We start from the raw sequence: 18,979 nt of genomic DNA, 5'->3' as shown, positions 1-18,979 counted from the left end.
TAAAAAGCCTGTCTTTGAAATTAACCAGAGACAGGCTTTGAGTTTCATTAATATTGTTCTATTGCTTGATCAGTTTGAACTTTTGCGAATTTCCTGTTCCCGAAGTCCATATCTGCATCAATGTACCGTTGGCTGTCGCACCGTTTTTGACATCCAGTGATTTATTAGTTCCTACTGCAGATTTTAAGTATACATATCCAGCACCTGCATCAGCTACATCCCAACGCTGGGCATTTCCGCCATGGTATCCATACACAATAATAGTGGTCCCGTCAGCTGATCCGCCACCTTGTACATCTAATACTTTTGTGGTATCTGCCAAGGATTTGAATACATACTGTCCTCCTGATAATCTTCTGGCAAGAAACTTTTGATTATTACTTGCCGGATTATTTCTGGACCACAAAGTAACCGGAGTGGAATTAGCTGGTGTATGGCTGTTTACATCTACCACACTGCTATTGTTTACGGCCGAAACAATCTGATAGATGTTTCCATTTTCGATTAGACTTTGTCCCGGGGTATAGGAATCTGTCAGTTGGGATAGATCATACGGTGGCGAAGGCAAATTGAGGGCTGCTACTGCAGCATAGATATTCAGACTGTTGTCCTGAATACCCCATGCCTGAAAGAAGCTAGTCAGATTATATCCGGACTGCTGACATGCTTTTAGTATAAAATTCTTCTTTTTTGCATCACTAGAGCTGTATGTGCCCGTATCTTCACGAACAGAGCGATATAGATTGGTATAGAAAGAGTCTCCATAGGCCAGCCATAGCTGGTGAAACATAGCTAACTTCACCCATACACTCTGCGAATCAAAATTTTTGGTACCTGTACCCGTCAGGTAAGTATGTACCTGAGGCCATATATTGTCTTTGGTTAATCTTGTCGGTGTGATCCCCAATGCACGCTCTGCTTTCAGACTGAATATATTAACGGTAACCTCACCGAGCCCGTCCCAGTCTATAGGATGCATTTGCATCAAATGACCAAATTCATGCCATACACCCCAGTTGGTTACGATATCCTCCCCAAATACTTTATGAGCGTCGTAATTTGCATAAGCTGTACGATAAAAGAAGGCATAGTATAAACCAAACGGAACTTCTGTCTGTACCATCAAATGTGGGATTATAGGTCTCGTATGCTGTGTGCTGCTGTTATTTAAGCCTGCATAATTGTAGTGAATATCCCAGGCTGCATCAGCACTATTTAAAATCAGATCATTATTTTGGGTTGATACAGCAGCGTGTAAACCTTTAGCATATACCATATATACATTTTGCCCTACCATCAATACATCCGTGGCCCCATTGTAGGTGAGGAGTTGATTTTGCCAGTTGCTTAATGAGGTGCTATTCTTGATATAAACCGGTATTCTGGAGATACTTCCGGAAAAGGAGAGCAATGCGCTGGCCGCCGGAGCAGTAGTTGCATTGGTCGGTTGCTCATACGTAATCCAGATAATTCCTCCATCCGCATTTGCTGTAATAGTATTGTTTCCTGAGGACAGATTATATACAGGTGGATTGTATGAATAGTCGTGATTGCGGGAATGTGTTCCCACCTGTACTTTAGGCAAAGTGGAACCCTGTTGCAGATTTACATTGATAGTAAAGGTCTGATTAGGAGCTACGTAATATCCCGTGGGTAGAATCCGGGTAGGCTCATAACTTGTTTTCAGGCGGTTTCTCAAAGTTGTGGAATTGATTGTCTCTCTGAAAATTTGCTGAGGCTTGCCTATGGAATCCAATACATAGTAAGGGTTGGTTGGAACAGCGGTACTGGTATTGGCCATATCCAGCGCAGTTGGGTTTTCATCGGTTTTTGCATTTAGAATTTCCTTTGTACAGGAGCTTAATAACGAAGCTCCAAAGAGTAGCCCACTCATAAATAGAAGGGCAGGAGTTGTCCTGTTTTTCATAATTTGATAGAATTGAGTTAGACTAAACCGAAAGCCAAAACTGTGCCTGTATTCTTAAAAGGAAAAAACAGTAATAATTAAAGTGTCTTAAAATTCTTTAATATTCATTTTTTTAATTAACGCAATCGATTGTTCTATTTTTTTATTTGCGTAAAGTTTGTATCTGTCAGATATACAGCTTTGTAGCAAAATAGTAAAGAGCGTATGTATCTGTAGACAATGATATGTAGAATTAAATTACAAATTGGATTTGCAACTATAAGATTATAAATTCTCGTTCCCAGTGATTCTACCCGTAAGTATGAGACTTAAGGATTAAAGGACTCTCTGTACGTTTTTTGCGAGATGAATAAGAGCTTTCTGTGTATCCGGATCTGCTATCTGACCCTCCTGATTTATTTTGCTTTTTACAGCCGGTATATGCAGACAGGTGTTTTCTTCTACAGATGCACCCAATGTGCGTAACAGCATCTGAAGTTGTTCATGCGTATTTTTTCCATCTGTAGATGCAGTAATAATACCAGCAGGTTTATCCATCCATATTGTAGTAGCCACACACCATTCCAGAAGATTTTTTAATCCGCTGGGAATACTGAAAACATATTCAGGTGTACAGATCAGTACCGCATCTGCATCCTGTATAATCTGTCGTAGCGCAATAATCTCTATAGGGGGGCGATCTATACTCTCTTGCGGATCAAAATGTGGTAACTCCTTCAACCGGTCAAATACCAAAAGATTAATCTCCTTTTCTAAGTGAGTTTTTAAAAATTCCAGAATCTTATGGCTTGAAGATGCTGCACTTGCGCTTCCTACTATGGCTATGATATTTTTCATATATGTGTACCGGCTTTGGGAGCGAAGGTAACATTTCCTGCAATCATTTGAAAAAATTACGGGTCATTTGCAAGTATTCGGAAACGGGATTGGCATTATAACAGGACAAATCCTGTTATTTACAGCTTTGCTTTACTTTCCATACTTTCCCAGAAATCCATAGATTCTGCATATTTGGGTCTGATATATCGTATCGTAATAAAAGTTCCCTGCTCTTCATTTCCAGAAATAAAGAGATTAGCGGCCCATTTATCGGACAGTGTGAAATGAAGAGCCGCCCCGCCATCTTTATCTGTTTTGATCAGTTCTTTATTGAGATTGGTCAACTGTAAGTAGGTTTGTGTTAATATGGATTTAAATAAAGTATTTTCCCGTAAATACAGAATGTTAAGCAATAATTCCTGTTTTATAGAAGATTTGTTAAATTCCAGTTCCTTTTTAAACGGTATAGTACGGCTGAAATAAAGTTCAAGATCCTCACAGCCGCTCAAATTGGCCGTAAATTGTGTGCGATCTGATAAAGTAATAACTTCTGTATAGTCTTCATTGAACTGATCATCCATACCTGATGTGATTTTTAGCTGTTGCTGATTATCCGAATTAAATATTTGTTTCTTTACATCTGCCACAGGACAATTTTTATAAGTTTCTTCAACAATTTTATTATCCTGAAGGGAAAAGACGACTTGTACGTGTTTCAATTCGTCGTCATCATTATCACTGGCTGATCTGGACATTGGATTTTCGTCGTAGGTGGCATATATTTTTCCTTTATCTACACGATCGATAGATAAATGACCAAAAGAAAATTTACCGCCACCGAAAATTGAATATTGATCGATGATAGTTTTTTTTGCATCTAAAAGCACTATGATATAATTAAATCCATAAGCGTTGCCGCCGCCTCCGAGCCCCTCGTCCATAAATTGAAAAACGGCATCCGGAAAACCGTCATGATTGAAATCATTCACCCAAAGTGGTGAAGATTCAGCAGTATAGCAGGAGAGAAAATTTCCATCCTCATCTCTTACACAGTTATCTCCCGGTGTGGTTTTTCCTTCCGCCTGTTGCAATTCCAGCTGGACAAGCTGATCTCCGATTTTTGCTAATGCAACTGAATCAAGGGTCTGTGCATAAAGGGACATACTGCTTAATATCAGCATACAAAGCATTAAATAAATGGATGTTAATTTCATATCATCAGATTTTGCAACCTAAAGCTAAATAAAAGGCCTGCAAATCCGGAGTATGGATTTAAATTCGTTTAGATTGGCTTGTAATTTGCGCAGATCAATCTTTAATCCGTTAACATGATTATTCAGATTAAAACTAACCAGAGCTAAGTAACTCTTTAACATTCTAATGACAGGCGCACCGGCATTGCTATCTGTACGTTATCGATATCTGGCAAATAATGGTCAGATTGATACTAATCTGGACTGATCATACGCAAATGTATATTTGTACATTATATTAAGCTCGTCATAGTTACATTTGCTCTGGATTAAAACGTTTGACAGCATATGAAGATTAGAGTCTGTGCTTAGAATATGGAAAGAATTTAATACGTAACAGTTAATTTAAGAAAATACAATGCAATCTACTGAAGATATAAATACATCAAGATCGCTGAGTGCAAAGCTCCTGGCGCTCCTGTATATTCTGATCTTAATCTATCTTGGACTTATTCTTCCTTCCGAAAATGATCAGTTTTTAATACCGGTAATTTATTTAGGAGTGATTGCCGTATTACAGTTCAGCTTTGTTGCCTACTACAAACCCAGGTTTAAGTCAGCAGCAGTTATTTTTTTAATTCTGCTAATTGTGTTACTCAGCTTGTTTGCAGGATTTCTTTATTATATCAGTGGATTGGCTGCAGCTTATAAAAACTAAATCATGAATATCCTCAATAAAATATACAGTCTGTTGATGCTGATCATTATTGTTTTAGTGGTGATTGCCTTTATAGACCGGAGTAAAAAGATTGATTACAGTACATTATTATTTACATCTGAACCGCTAAGAGTTCGGGAAATCTATCTGAAAAGTGGTGACAGTGATGATTATGGTAATTTTAACTATCCGAATCCCGATTATTTTGCCTGGAAACAGTCAGATCCTTCAGTTGACAACAGTTTTTTGAATTTTCCTGATTCACTCTATATTGTATATTTCTCTTATACGGATAGTCTATTCTACCGTAGCAGTGTCCCGATTAAAGATTTCAATCCGGAGGCATGGGAAAAATATAAGAAAGCCGGTCAGCATAATACATTTAGCCTGGGAATCGCTAACAAAGGCTGGATCATGTTATGGTGCAGTAATGAGGCGATGGGAACAACATTATTACTCAGAACAAAACTAACTCCGGTAGAACCAAGACCACAGGACCTGTATTATGCTAAGCAATATAATAAACAGGAATATATAAGAGAGATGTTTGACAAACTGAGTGACAGCATCAGCCTAAATATTAAAAACAACTATTATAATACAGATTATCAGGATAGTACAACCTATAATCTGAAGTGATAACTAATAACATATATTTTAAACAAAGAAATCATCCATTACATTATGAAAGGAAAAAAACGCACCATGTTGATTGTAATTAGCAGTATTATTCTGTTTGTCTTATTATTTCTTCATTTTGTGGTTGGCTGGCACCATATCCCTCATCATATCCGTGATTTCAAAGATGAGTTTCTGAGTAGCTCATCTTCATCAGATATAAATAACGGTGAGGCTGCCGGAGCAGACACCATAAGTGTAGGAGTAGATTATGCAAGCCGTGCTATTTCAGAACCACTGGATACGTTGATGTGGGGAAAGCAGATCAGGACAGGCGAGTTTGTTCCTGAAAGTGTCAAAGAGGAATACGATTATATTAAAACCATAGACTTTAGTAAGTTAGTGCCAGCAGAAGATGTTCCGACAGATGAAGAAGCACAATATGCGATAGTAAGAAGGTATAAGCAGGAAGTAGTCAATTTATTAAAATCTAACGATGCACATATACGGATCGGAAAAGGGTATAATGCTCCACTTCAAAAAAGAGATGATAACGAAGAAGAGATTGCACGGGTGACTGCTATGGTGACTGCATACAATACTAATGGGGTAAATCTGGGTAATATCCAGATGCCACTGAATATAGTCTATGACTTTGTAAAATTTGCAAGTGATCCAACAACGTGGTATATAACAGATTTCAGCCAAACTATTCCTTTTGATTATGAACTTAATAAAGACCGTCTCGACTAAATTATTTTGTATTACAGGTGCTGTAATTTCTCTGTTTGGAGGATGTAAGGATAACGGAAGCAAAAGTCCGGCAAAAACTAATCTTTTCATCACGACAAATGCCGGCAGTGTCTATGCATTTGATATTGTACATGATCAACTGCTGTGGGAAAAAGAAGTCCGGGATAGCAATATAGATGAACTGACTTATTTTTCCTTTTACAAAGATGAAGTTATAAAAAGCCATTTGAACGCCCGTATAGTGGGACTGGATCGTAGTACAGGGAAAGAGAAGTGGACTTATGAAGATAAGGTTTCTCCGGATCAGCAATATTATGACTATAATTTTTCGGATGTCAGATTTGTGCATTTTTATCAGGAGCCTACCGTTTACCAAAATGCAATGTTATTTGCAAATAGTCATGGCGAGATCAAATCAGTAGACATTCCCACATTAAAAGAGAACTGGATATACCAATCTGAAGTACCTTTATTAAGTGCTCCGCAAATTTTGGGAAGTTCAGTCTATATGAATATTGGTTACCGATTACTGAAGTTATCCGCCACAAACGGAAAACTGCTGCAGAGTTACAATTTTGATGAAGGGTCATCTTTTCCCGTCAGGATAAATGAAAATAAGATTTTTCTTCTGACAGAAAAAGGTACAGTAATTTGCTGGAACGATAATTTGGAAGCTGTATGGACTTTTTCACCACAAGATGAAAATCTGTACATCAGTACCAATCTGCTGATACATGATGATCAGATCCTGATCGGAAATAATAAACTCCTAAGTATAGATAAGGGGAGCGGAAAATTAAAATGGGAGCTTGACTTAAAGGATCCTGGTATATTTTCTGACGGAAAACATGCAGAGGAAGTGTCCAATTCCGGAACAGAGATTCTTTCATTGGTACCAACTGATGACGGTTTTGTGTTGAATACAAGTACACACATTGTTACGGTCAGTAAAAAAGGAAAAGTGCTGCAGAAATATGCATGGCCGGAATCGGATACGCTGATGGGCTTATCTTATCAGAACGGATATTATTATGTCGTAACGAAATCGGGAAAACTATTTAAAACAGATCAGGATTTTAAAGAGCGTAAACTGCTGAAAGAAAATATAAATTTCAATTTTGAAAGAGGTCTTGAAGATGTCTTTTTTAAATTTGATTAAATAAAAAGGTTATGAGAAATCTGATTTTGCTTTTGACGATTGCCTTCCTTATTGCGTGCAAAGGTTCAGATAAAGGAAACTCAGATACAAAAAAGTATCTGAGTCATGAAGATATGCCTAATGCAGCAACAACTTATGAAACTATTGAAACTACAGGTGTTACCGATAATACAGCACTTCTAACTTTTCTGCAGGAAAAGTTGGAGAAAGCAGGTTTTCGATTTGAAGAGGCAAAGGATCGGGGAGGTTGGTCTTACAACAATTGCGAGGACAATAAAATAATCTCTGTGAAAGGAAACGGCATCCGTTCCTATTTTTCAAGAAGTAAACAGCCGGAGAGTGGCACAAAAGATATCTATCCTGATTTTTCTATCCTTATCTATGAATTTCCAACGAAGGAGATTGCGCAAAAAAACTATGATATCATTTACAAAGCCTTATACTCCAGAGGAGCATTCTGTAATGGCAAAGCTCCTGACAATCTGGTTATCAATGGAAATGAAATATTTCATTTGTATACCCGGGCTGAAATGTTCAGAACTTATACTGAACGATACGGAGATCTGATTCAGAACTTTGGAAAAGGAGTAAAATAAGCGCAGTAAGATAAAAAGTTTAGACATAGTTGCTTTGAGTAGCTTTTTGTCGCTTATGAAACTAATATAAAAATCATCTGCAGCCACGCTTAACGTTTTTTTCATATATAACTTAAAATTTAATCAGAAGCTCGTTTTTTTAACATATCAATAGTATGTTAATTCATTAGTGATATGAAATGGTAATACTTAATAAAAAATTAAAAATAGATTAACCATAGGATTTTATTGTTTAGCTAACTTTGGTTAACTTTGAAAATCTATCATTCACTAATGAAAAGTTTTAAGATCCTATTGGGTCGACCGAATGATTATTTTCTATAAGTTTTTAATATTATTAATCTAATTAATGTTGATGAGAAAGAGCTGGCTCTATTTGCTGGGATGCGTCGTTTTAATGTTTTCTTCCTGTCGCAAGGAAACTGATCTAAATTCAAAAGGTACCTCAAATCAGGTATATTTTTCAAGTTCAATTGCGGGTTTACCGCAAACAAGAGTCCAGGGGACACAGTGGAGCGCTAATGATGCTATCGGTATCTTTATGTTTCAGAACGGTGTGCCGCTTAGTGGTACATCTGTTGTAAACAATGGGTTTAATAAACCCTACACTACCAATGGTAACGGTAATTTTTCCCCCTTGGATGCACAATCCTCTCTGGAATTTCCAACGGGAAGTAAAGTGAGTTTTGTTGCTTACTATCCTTATCAAAGTAACAGTACACTTACACCTACAGTTAATATTCTAAATCAGGATAATCAGCCATTACTTGATTTCATGATCGCCCGTAATACAACCGGTCTAACTTCCGGGCAGGGGCCTGTAGCCCTGTCTTTTGAAAGACAAATGACTAAAGTTGAACTCAAGATAAAAGGAACAGATCTGAGTGGTCTGAAAGCAAATTTTACTGCCCTTTCGTCCACCGCTGTAGTCGATCTTTCGTCAGGTCAGTTAACAACAGATAATACAGCAAAAGATATTCCTGCAAAAATATACCTGAATACAGCTAATGAGACCGTTGTAGAATGGACTCTATTCCCTGGAGTGCTTAGCGCACAAAACAAGATTATCTTTACCAAGTCTGATGGAAAAACCTATACCTGGACGATAGGTGCCGGAACAACTTTAGCCAAAGGACATCGCTATCAGTATGATATTACACTTGGGCAGGATGGGGGAGTAACACCGCAGCCAACAGTATCTTATATGGAACTTCCCGTGATAGCTGAGCAAACCAATATCAAGTATAATCTGAAAATGTCTACCACGACCAGAAGAAATTACTCGATGCTGTACGATACGCAGTATAAAGTAGCCTACTGGGTAGCCTATCCGTTAAGTAATGACTATCTGGGAAGCCAGGACCGTACAGATAAATGGGCATATGATCCTGCTTTTTTACAGAATCTGCAAGCAAATCTGGAAAGCGGATATCCGAATAATGCCAGTCTGCAGATTGACAGAGGACATCAGTTACCCAGCGGTGACCGGACTTATAATCGCGCGGAGAATGAATCAACCTTTTATTATACCAATATGACACCCCAAAACAGAAGCCTTAATCAGGGAGTCTGGGCTAATCTCGAAAATAAAATCCGTACCTGGACTACACAGGCAGGAGTGGATACGATGTATGTCGTGACGGGTGCTATGGTAACTACAGCTACAGACAAGACTGTTGAATATGTACAGGATAATTCGGGCAAACAGGTAGCCAAACCAAAATATTATTATAAAGTACTTGCGATGAAGCAAGGGTCCAATTATTATACAATCGGATTCCGAATGAACAATGTATCGCCTTCCAATACAGACTATATGAACTATACCGTAACGGTAGAATCATTAGAGAAAGAGACCGGCTTTACATTTTTTCCGGCACTGAGCAAGGAAGCCAAATCGACCATAAATACACAAATATGGCGCAAATAGTTATTAGTCAATAAAATATAAAAACCATTTATTCTTTAACAAAACATGAAAAAGAATCAATTTCTGGGTGCTGCTTTAGCACTTATTGTTCTGGGACATTCGTGCAAGAACGATGACTACCGCGATTTGGGAACACAAAACAACGCGCAGGTACAATTTACTTCTGCTATTGCAGGTAGTGTAGGTACACGTGTCACAGGTAATGCCTGGGATGGAAATGATGCTATCGGTGTATTTATGAAGCAAGGTAACGGATTGGCAACTCCTTTAGCTGCAAATAAAAAATACACAACAGGTGGCAACGGTAATTTCTCTGCACAGGGAACAGAGATCATTAACTATCCGGAGACTGGATCGGTTGATTTTATTGCTTACTATCCTTATAATGCAAGCCTTTCCGGTACTACCTTACCAGTGACAGTAGCGAATCAGACTACACCTGCTGCGATTGATGTATTGTACTCTAACAATGCGACAGGATTGACCAAATCCAGCGGAACAGCTAATCTTAATTTCAGTCACAAGCTGGCGAAAGTAGAACTGACTGTTAAACCGGGTACAGGTGTTACAGATGTCAACGGTCTGCAGGTAGCGTACAATAATGTAAACACTACAGCATCTTTAGATCTGGCTACAGGTACATTGAGCGGAGCTGCTGCAGCACAGAATGTATCGGCTAAAACTACAGCACAAACTGGTGCTCAGTTGGTAGAAGCTATCTTGCTTCCTGGGGATTTTTCTTCAAAAGAAGTTGTATTTACATTGGCATCAGGTACATTTAAATGGACTATGCCGGCAAGCACAACATTTGAAGGTGGTAAAAAATACACGTACGATATTGTTTTACAAACTACAACAACAGGAAATCAGGTAGCCGTAACAGGTGCAGGAACAATCACAGACTGGACAACTGTACCAGGCGGATCTGTAAATGTAGGTGTTGATGGAGGTACTAACCCAACTAATCCTGGAACCGGAACTGAGCAAACATTGTTTTTAGAAACATTTGGAACTCCTGATCCAAAAGCTACAACTAAGGATAGAATAGAAGCTTATACAGGTTACAGTGCAACAGGAATAACTTATACCGATATGTATACTGCTACTTATGCTGATATCCGTGCTACTTCAACTATGGACGGTCATGTGTGGTTGCCTTCTAATAAAGATACAGGAATCAAAATTGCAGGAATCAATACAACCGGAGCAACTAATCTTAAATTATCTTTTGATGTAACTGCCAATGCGAATGGCGCACCTGTTACAACAATTAAGGTACGTGCTAACGGTCAGGATATAACAGTTCCTGCAGGTACCGTAGCAACGTCAAATACGTACGTTCCTGTTAACATTACCGGAATTGCGAACAGCAATAGTGTTACTTTAGAAATCTTTGCGACTGCAGCTGATAATAAACAAGGTTATCGTATAGATAATATCAAATTAGTAGGTACAAAATAACTTTTATTACCAATCATTAACACTATAAACAAGGGGAGGATTATCCTCCTCTTGTCTATTTTTTTTTACTTAAAACAATACTATGCGTAATACGTTATACGTGTTATTTTTTCTTCTGGGATGTTTCCAGCTTAGTTATGCTCAGGAAAAGGCACAATTAAGGGGAACACTTGTAGATGAAAAAAATAAAACGCCTTTGGTAGGAGTCGTCGTTTCGCTGGAGAAAAACAAGCAAACAGCCACAACCAATACTGATGGAGCGTTTATATTTGTGAATTTGGAAGCCGGAGATGACCAATTGGTCATTAACTCAGCAGGCATCAGACCTTACAGCATGTCAGTTTCTCTAGCAGCTGGCGAAAATCAAACATTACCGGCCATAACATTGGTACAGGAGAATCAGATCGATGTACAGACCATTCTGGGCGTTATAAATGATGATATTCTCAATGACGATGGAGACATCCATGGTCAGGATATCCGTTCTTCTGTGATTTTATCCAATGATATTTACCTTAACAAAGTTGGATTCAAATTATCTCCTTTTCGCTTTCGCGTGCGGGGATATGACAATTTTTTTGAACAAACCTACATCAATGGTATATTGGCTAATGACCAATATCGTCGCGTCTTCAACTTTGCATCTATAGGTGCATTGAATGATATGACACGAAACGGAGATGTGGTCAATTACAATAATAGTGGAAATTTCACTTTCGGATCTATTGGAGGAGCCGAAAATATTAATATGCGTGCCAGTTCATATGCCAAGGGTGGTAAAGTAACAGGTTCTTACACAAACCGCAATTACTATGCGCGTGGGATATTCAGCTATTCTACAGGGTTGATGGATAATGGCTGGGCTTTTACCGGAGCTATAGGAGGGCGGTATGCTGATAAGGGATTTGTAGAAGGAACTTCTTATAATAATGTATCCTATGCTTTTTCAGCGGAGAAGCAGTGGGCAGACGGAGCGCATTCTCTTTCTTTTGTTACTTACGGATCTCCGGTAGTACGCGGGCAACAGGGCGCGTCTTTTCAGGAAGCCTACGATTTGCTGGATAACAATATGTACAATCCAAACTGGGGTTATCAGGATGGAAAAGTGCGTAATTCACGAATGGTAACGGCTTATGATCCTACAGTGGTGCTCTCGCATATCTGGAAAATAGACGAAAAGACGACATTGACATCCGGTGGTCTGTTGCATTATGGCCGCTATGCAAGTTCAGCACTCAACTGGTACAATGCAATAGATCCAAGACCGGACTATTACCGTTATCTGCCTTCTTATTTTGCAATGGATCCGGCGAATACGGATCAGTTTACTTATAACTACTATCGGGATTTGTGGACATCCAACAATACAGATGTAACACAAGTCAATTGGGATGAAATGTACAGACAGAACATGGATCCTGAAAACAGACGTAAATATAACGGAGCAGCACTTTATATGGTAGAGAAGCGTCATTCAGATCTTCTGGAAGGAACACTTAGTTCGACGTTCAACAAGCTTTATGACAACAATATGCGTCTGACAGCAGGAGTTGAAGCACGTAAAACAAGATCATATCAGTATAAAACTGTTGAAGATTTGCTGGGTGCAGACTATGTTCTGGATAAAGATAAGTTTGCAGAACGCGACAATCCCGGAAATGAAGATATAAAACAAAACGACTTGCTGTTTCCGGATCGTAAAGCATATGTAAATGATATCTTCGGTTATGACTTTGATATCGATGTACAATCTGTTAATGCCTGGGTGATGAATCAATATCAGACCTCAAATATTGATTTTCATTATGGCACAAAACTGACTTATACTGATTTTCAGCGTAACGGTAATATGAAGAATGGCCGTTTTCCAAACAACTCTTATGGCAAAGGTGCAAAATATCATTTCTTCGATTACACGTTGAAAGGTGGTCTGACCTACAAAATAAATGGACGTCATTATTTATCTGCAAACACGAGCTACAGTACAGAAGCACCTATTCCTGATCGTGCCTATGTCATGCCTAGGGTAACGGATCAGGTGGTTAAAGGACTGACAAGCAGCAAAATTTTTGCTTCCGATATCAACTATATTTTCTCTATGCCTCGTTTATCCGGTCGCGTATCTGTTTTTCAGACAAACTTCTACGATCAACTGGAGCGTATGGCCTACTATCATGATTCAGAACGTACATTTGTATTTCACAATCTGACAGGAGTAGATCGTGTACACCGCGGAGTAGAAGCAGCTGCTACCTACCGTTTGGATGACAACTGGAGCTTTGATTTTATCGGAACAATGGGTGAATATTACTATAGCAATAATCCATTGGGCATTATGAATTCGGAGAATGGTAAATTGATAGATATTGAAGAGACAGTGTATATGAAAGATCTGTATGTGTCGGGTACTCCGCAGTTTGCAGGTGTACTGGCCGCAAGGTACTTCTATAAATACTGGTTTTTTGAAGTAAGTGCCAATGCGGTGGGTCGAAATTATCTTTCAGCATCGGCTATGCGCAGACTGGCTTCAAACTACGTCAATATCAATCCATATGATGAGGATAGTTTCAACGCATACAAAACACTTACCAGTCAGGAACGCCTGGATGATGTTGTTACGATGGATGCCTCTATCGGGAAAATGTTCTACCTCAAAAATCGAAGAGCATTGAATTTCAATTTTTCTGTTATAAATTTATTAAACAATAAAAATATCCGTACGGGTGGTTACGAACAGGGGCGTTTAGATACAACGTATCCTAACCGTTTTGCTTCCCGTTATTTCTATATGCAGGGGATGAATATCTTCTTAAACGTAAGTTATAGATTTTAATACGCTATGAATATGAATACACTTAAATATTTATTTATTGCGGTATGTACACTTCTGTTGAACATATCGTGTGAAAGAGATTATATGGCTCCACCGCTTAATGAGCCTAAGTATGAAGGTGCACTGGACAATATTTCTATACTCCAGTTAAAGCAACGATACGCCAGCATCACATCACCACAGCTTATTGCTGAAGAGTTGATCATAAAAGGAATTGTTACCGGCAATGATGAGTCCGGTAATATCTACAAACAGATCTATGTTCAGGATGCTTCCGGAGCGATCAATATTGGTATCGATCAGAACTCTATTTATGCAAGCTATCAGGTAGGTCAGGAAGTATTTATCCATCTTAAGGACCTGTATGTCGTCAAATATGGCGGTGAACTACAGATCGGTATGGGTACTACCAATGCGAATCGTATCAGCTGGGAAATGTTTAAAGCAAAAGCTTTTTCAAATTCATGGCCGAATGTTGCCAATGCAACACCAAAAGTAGTTGAACTTAATGCATTGACAGATAATATGGTACATCAACTGGTCGAAATCAAAGATGTAACATTTGTCAATGGAGGAAAGAAAGCCTTCACCACCGGAGATGCGACTACCAACGAACAGATCAAAACAGCTTCTGGAAATGTACTTGATGTGAGATCGAGTAACTTTTCTGATTTTGCCAAAGATATCTTACCTACCGGAAAAGGAACGGTAGTGGGTATACTGGGACGCTTTAACGGCGGATGGCAGTTGTTCCTGCGCACCAAAGCTGATGTGAAAGATTTTGATGGTAAAGCTCCTGAACCGGAGCAACCGCAGGCCGGAACATTCTTCAAAGAGACATTTGGCTCAGGTACTTATCCATCCGGAAACAGACCAAAAATCAATGATTTTACTGATTTTGACATGAAAGCACCCATCAAGTATACAGATGAGTCGGGCGCTGCCGATATCCGTAGTGTATCCGGAGATAATGGCGCACATATCTGGCTTCCGGCAAACAGGGATGCAAATATTAAAGTGACAGGGATCAATACTTTAAATAAAGGTGATGTGACACTGAGCTTCCAGTTGGCTGCAAATTTGTTTGATGCAGGTACTTCTGCCAATGTCAACAATATTCAGTTAAAAGTAAATGGTACTGTTATAACGCTTCCTAGTCAGGTATTATCAAATGCTGCCGGAGATAACGGTAAATTCTATACGGTAACTATTCCTAATATAGCAAAAGCAGAAGCGGTAATCTTAGAGTTTATATCGCCTGCTGACGCAAATAAAGTAGGATTCCGTTTTGATAATATTCAGTTGGTGGGCGGAGCTTCTACAGGAGGAGGTTCCAATGGTCCGATTATCGTGACACCATCTAAATAAGATATTGCAGTATGATGAAAAAAACATATTTCAGGTCGCTCTGTATCTTATTTATTTTTGTTGTGCAGACCCATATTTCGGTCGCACAACAAAAAAAATATCAGGTGTATGCAGCTGCCTTTTATAATCTGGAAAATTTGTTTGACACAGAAAAAGACACCTTGATCAATGACGAGGAGTTTACATCTGAAGGTGGTAATCGCTGGACAGCAGAGAAATACAGAAGGAAACAGCTCAATATGGCAAAAGTCATATCCCGCTTAGGTAAAAAATACTGTCCCGCAGGTCCTGCATTTGTAGGGCTTTGTGAACTCGAAAATCGTAAAGTACTGGAAGATCTTACCCAACAGCCGTCACTGGTATCTCTGGGATACGGTATTGTACATTATGATTCACCAGACAGACGTGGTGTAGATGTAGCTTTGCTCTATAATCCGGGACTGTTTAAAGTAAAAAGCTCAAAAGTGTTTGCATACAAAGTTGATCATTTGCCAGAATACAGAACCCGGGATATTCTACTGGTAACAGGTGAACTGGCTGGAGAGGAAATGCACGTTCTGGTCAATCACTGGCCTTCCCGGTATGGCGGTAAATCTTCCGAACTTCGGGAGCATGCTGCTACTATCGTACGTTCTGTAGTAGATTCATTATATGCACAGGATTCTCTGGCTAAGGTCGTCATAATGGGCGATTTGAACGATGATCCGGTAGATAAAAGTGTACGGGTGGTGTTGAATGCTAAAAAAACACAGCCGGAAGTTGCAAAGGGCGGACTTTTTAATACCATGTGGCAACATTACGATCGTGGTGTAGGTTCTTTGGGCTATCAGGGGAAATGGAATCTCTTTGATCAGATCATCATATCTGAGCCTCTTTTAGGGGAGAATCGCTCAACCTTAAAATTCTGGAAATCTGAAATTTATAATCCCGAGTTTCTGATTACGCAGGAAGGTAGATACAAAGGTTATCCGTTTCGTACATTCTCCGGAAATGTATTTCAAAACGGATATTCCGACCACTTTCCGACTTTGATTTATCTGGTAAAAGATTTGAATTAAATCTTTAGTTTTGAAAGTTCTATGCGCATCTTGATTTATCTGTATATCAGCACTACACTCTTCTTTGCCACAGGTTGCGCAAAGGATGATAAGGATACTGCTATTCCAGTGTCTGCCCGTACAGTAATGGTGTACATGGCAGCGAACAACAGTCTTTCCTCAGATGCTTATAAAAACCTCAATCAGATGGAAGAGGGGTTTACAGGGATCGATGGAAAGCTCGTCGTTTATGCGCGTATATTCGGTCAGCAGCCCAAACTCTACGAGATCGTATACGATACGAGTCCGGAAATAAAAAGCAAGGTGCTCAAGACCTATAATGATCATGATTCTTCTGATCCGGATATTATGAAAATGATATTTGCCGACATGAAGAATCTTGCTCCATCTCATTCATACGGAGCGATATTATGGTCACATGCCACAAACTGGGCCCCGGCTAATGCAGGCAAAATCAGTGTACGTTCTTTTGGAGATGATAACTACAGCAAGATGGATGTACAGGTGCTGAAATCGGCTCTTCCTTCAGAATTGGATTTTCTGATTTTTGATGCCTGTTCGATGGCTTCTGTAGAGGTGCTGTATGAACTTCGAGATGTTGCACCCTATATTCTGGCTTCTCCAACTGAGGTGCTGAGTGTAGGTATGCCTTACCATCAGATCAACAGCCTATTGTATGATACAGATGTAAAGAAAGGGCTTAGTGCTATTGCTAAAGCCTACATTGCTTATTATGAGCAAAAGTCAGGTTTGGAGCAGTCCGCTACTTTTTCATTAGTAGATACAAGAGCAATGGCGGGACTGGCCAGAGAAACACAGCTTTTGCTTTCTCAAAATCCAGAAGTTATTCCTACGATCAATCGGAATATGGTGCAGCGGCTAGATCTTGATCCGGCAACACCGGTCAAAGCATATGATTTTCTGGATATGTTTGAAAAACATTTTCAACCGGAGAAATTACAAGGCCTGAAAACAGCTATAGAAAAAACAGTTGTTTATAAAGCACATACCGCCAATTTCCTGGGAAAGCCTATTCTGGCCTTTTCAGGATTATCAGGTTATATTCCAGTGAAAGAAGAAGCTTCCTTAGCTCCCTTTTATCAGACTTTGTCCTGGTCAAAAGATGCGGGTTATGACAAGTTATTCTGGTGGTAAGGATCAGCAAAACAAAACAGTCCGAAATCTACATTTCGGACTGTTTTGTTTTATATCTATAATTGATCAAAGATTATGCGGATGGCGGGGTATTTCGCAGATATTTTACTTCTGTCTCAGAGAAAACATCCAGATTAATAATGCTCATTGTTGCATCAGCATACCAGTTTCCTTCTTCGTCTAATTTTTGTAGTTGCCATTTATATTCATGCCCCTTTTTTGAGAAAACCTTGATTCTAAAATATTCATTAAATCGAATGTTATTTTTTTATTAAATTTAATTCTTCAATCGTTTTGTTAATATTGTTTTTTGTATAATTGGAATATTTTTAACTAACAAAAATTATGAGTTTTTATTTTCGATTAAGTTTTATAATAATATTATTATTGTGCTTTCATAAAGGCAATGCACAAAATTTATTAAATTTTGAATCATGGAATGTTGGAGCAGCTCCTCAAACATCAAACTTGGAATACTTTGGTTCAGATGAAGATAATATTCTCATTTGGGAAAGTGTTCCAAGAGATGGAAAGAATGTAGTCTGGAGGGTTAATGGAAATTCTGTAGGAGATCAAGTGGGGGGATTTATATTTAAAAATCAGACTGTAAATCCTTGGAAGATGTATAGATATAGTGTTTGGATTAAAATGTCCATGAATCATGGTCAAATTTCGCTTGGAGTTTTTAATTCTCCAATAAAGAATTTGGATGGATCCATTAATCAGTTTGGAACATTCTTTTCTGATAAATTACCAATATTGGAACGATGGTATTTAGCAGTTTGTTACATACATCCTTTTAATAGTAATTTACAAGAGCATACAGGAGCAATTTATGATGGAATAACAGGGCTTAAAGCATTATCAATAAATGATCTTAAGTTTTTGAATGGAACAACATCAATTAATTTATTTAGTGATTTAATTATAAATGCTACGAATCCTGATCCATCTATATATACAGATTATTTTGCCCCAAGGCTAGAAGAAGTTAATGGTAATGAAATGCAACTTTCAGGTTTACTTGGCTTAACTACAGGAGTTGGTGAAACATTTTTTAAAGATAATGTAGGTATCAAAACTGAAAATACAAAGGGATACACGTTAGCAGTAAACGGTAATATCAGAGCCAAAGAGATAAAGGTTGACGCTGCAAATTGGCCAGATTACGTCTTCGATCAAACGTATCAACTCAAACCTCTCCATGAAGTTGAAAAATTTATAAAAAAAAATGGACACCTTCAGGAAATACCAAAAGCTGAAGAAATTGAAAAGGAAGGGCTGTCTCTTGGTGAAATCAACAATTTGCTTATAAAAAAGATTGAAGAACTTACTTTGTACATTATAGAAATAAACAAAACTGTAGATAAGCTTAAGCAAAATTAAAAACT

15 protein-coding genes are annotated in these 18,979 nt (G+C 38.5%); 12 read left to right on the top strand and 3 right to left on the bottom strand.

Features of this window, described 5'->3' with window-relative positions; translation table 11 throughout:
- Positions 1–58 precede the first annotated feature (58 nt).
- The 3 genes from B4B65_RS12275 to B4B65_RS12265 form a co-directional block, all read right to left on the bottom strand.
- Entirely contained in the window at positions 59–1,927 is a 1,869-nt protein-coding gene (locus B4B65_RS12275) for a M60 family metallopeptidase (protein ID WP_293915875.1), read from the bottom strand.
- A 315-nt stretch (positions 1,928–2,242) separates the two neighbouring features.
- Positions 2,243–2,764 carry an NADPH-dependent FMN reductase gene (locus tag B4B65_RS12270; RefSeq protein ID WP_293915874.1) on the bottom strand — a complete coding sequence of 174 codons (522 nt, stop codon included), beginning with the start codon at positions 2,762–2,764 and terminating at the stop codon, positions 2,243–2,245.
- A gap of 119 nt (positions 2,765–2,883) precedes the next feature.
- Positions 2,884–3,960 (bottom strand): hypothetical protein, encoded by a 1,077-nt coding sequence (locus B4B65_RS12265; protein ID WP_293915873.1) that lies wholly within the window; start codon positions 3,958–3,960, stop codon positions 2,884–2,886.
- Between the two features lie 397 nt (positions 3,961–4,357).
- Here B4B65_RS12265 and B4B65_RS12260 point away from each other — a divergent pair, with 397 nt between their 5' ends.
- The 12 genes from B4B65_RS12260 to B4B65_RS12205 all read left to right on the top strand — a co-directional run bounded on the left by B4B65_RS12260 (position 4,358) and on the right by B4B65_RS12205 (position 18,974).
- Positions 4,358–4,657, top strand: a complete 300-nt coding sequence (locus tag B4B65_RS12260) for a hypothetical protein (RefSeq protein ID WP_293915872.1) — start codon at positions 4,358–4,360, stop codon at positions 4,655–4,657.
- A gap of 3 nt (positions 4,658–4,660) precedes the next feature.
- Entirely contained in the window at positions 4,661–5,296 is a 636-nt protein-coding gene (locus tag B4B65_RS12255) for a DUF2931 family protein (RefSeq protein WP_293915871.1), read from the top strand.
- Positions 5,297–5,341: 45 nt separating this feature from the next.
- Complete coding sequence (locus B4B65_RS12250; protein ID WP_201679321.1) at positions 5,342–6,028, top strand: hypothetical protein; 687 nt, start codon at positions 5,342–5,344, stop codon at positions 6,026–6,028.
- Positions 6,000–7,187: a PQQ-binding-like beta-propeller repeat protein gene (locus tag B4B65_RS12245; RefSeq protein WP_293915870.1), complete on the top strand. Its 1,188-nt coding sequence runs from the start codon at positions 6,000–6,002 to the stop codon at positions 7,185–7,187. The genes B4B65_RS12250 and B4B65_RS12245 overlap by 29 nt, the downstream gene beginning before the upstream one ends.
- A gap of 11 nt (positions 7,188–7,198) precedes the next feature.
- The gene (locus tag B4B65_RS12240; RefSeq protein ID WP_293915869.1) at positions 7,199–7,783 is read left to right on the top strand and encodes a hypothetical protein; all 585 of its coding nucleotides are present in this window, start codon (positions 7,199–7,201) and stop codon (positions 7,781–7,783) included.
- A gap of 355 nt (positions 7,784–8,138) precedes the next feature.
- The gene (locus B4B65_RS12235) at positions 8,139–9,713 is read left to right on the top strand and encodes a DNA/RNA non-specific endonuclease (RefSeq protein WP_293915868.1); all 1,575 of its coding nucleotides are present in this window, start codon (positions 8,139–8,141) and stop codon (positions 9,711–9,713) included.
- A 45-nt stretch (positions 9,714–9,758) separates the two neighbouring features.
- Entirely contained in the window at positions 9,759–11,174 is a 1,416-nt protein-coding gene (locus B4B65_RS12230; protein ID WP_201679317.1) for a fimbrillin family protein, read from the top strand.
- Positions 11,175–11,256: 82 nt separating this feature from the next.
- Positions 11,257–14,007 carry a TonB-dependent receptor gene (locus B4B65_RS12225; RefSeq protein ID WP_293915867.1) on the top strand — a complete coding sequence of 917 codons (2,751 nt, stop codon included), beginning with the start codon at positions 11,257–11,259 and terminating at the stop codon, positions 14,005–14,007.
- Positions 14,008–14,019: 12 nt separating this feature from the next.
- Complete coding sequence (locus B4B65_RS12220) at positions 14,020–15,375, top strand: DUF5689 domain-containing protein (protein WP_236582167.1); 1,356 nt, start codon at positions 14,020–14,022, stop codon at positions 15,373–15,375.
- 11 nt (positions 15,376–15,386) lie between these two features.
- A complete protein-coding gene (locus B4B65_RS12215; protein ID WP_293915866.1) occupies positions 15,387–16,433 on the top strand; it encodes an endonuclease/exonuclease/phosphatase family protein in 1,047 nt (348 codons plus the stop codon).
- Positions 16,434–16,454: 21 nt separating this feature from the next.
- Entirely contained in the window at positions 16,455–17,588 is a 1,134-nt protein-coding gene (locus B4B65_RS12210) for a clostripain-related cysteine peptidase (RefSeq protein ID WP_293915865.1), read from the top strand.
- 345 nt (positions 17,589–17,933) lie between these two features.
- Positions 17,934–18,974, top strand: coding sequence for a hypothetical protein (locus B4B65_RS12205; protein ID WP_201679312.1), 1,041 nt, complete (start codon positions 17,934–17,936; stop codon positions 18,972–18,974).
- The last annotated feature ends 5 nt before the right edge of the window (positions 18,975–18,979 follow it).

The sequence above is a fragment of the Sphingobacterium sp. UBA5789 genome, from assembly GCF_002418355.1.
Lineage (GTDB): Bacteria > Bacteroidota > Bacteroidia > Sphingobacteriales > Sphingobacteriaceae > Sphingobacterium.
Note: the sequence above shows the minus strand (reverse complement) of the source record. Positions and strands in the feature narration are given on the sequence as shown.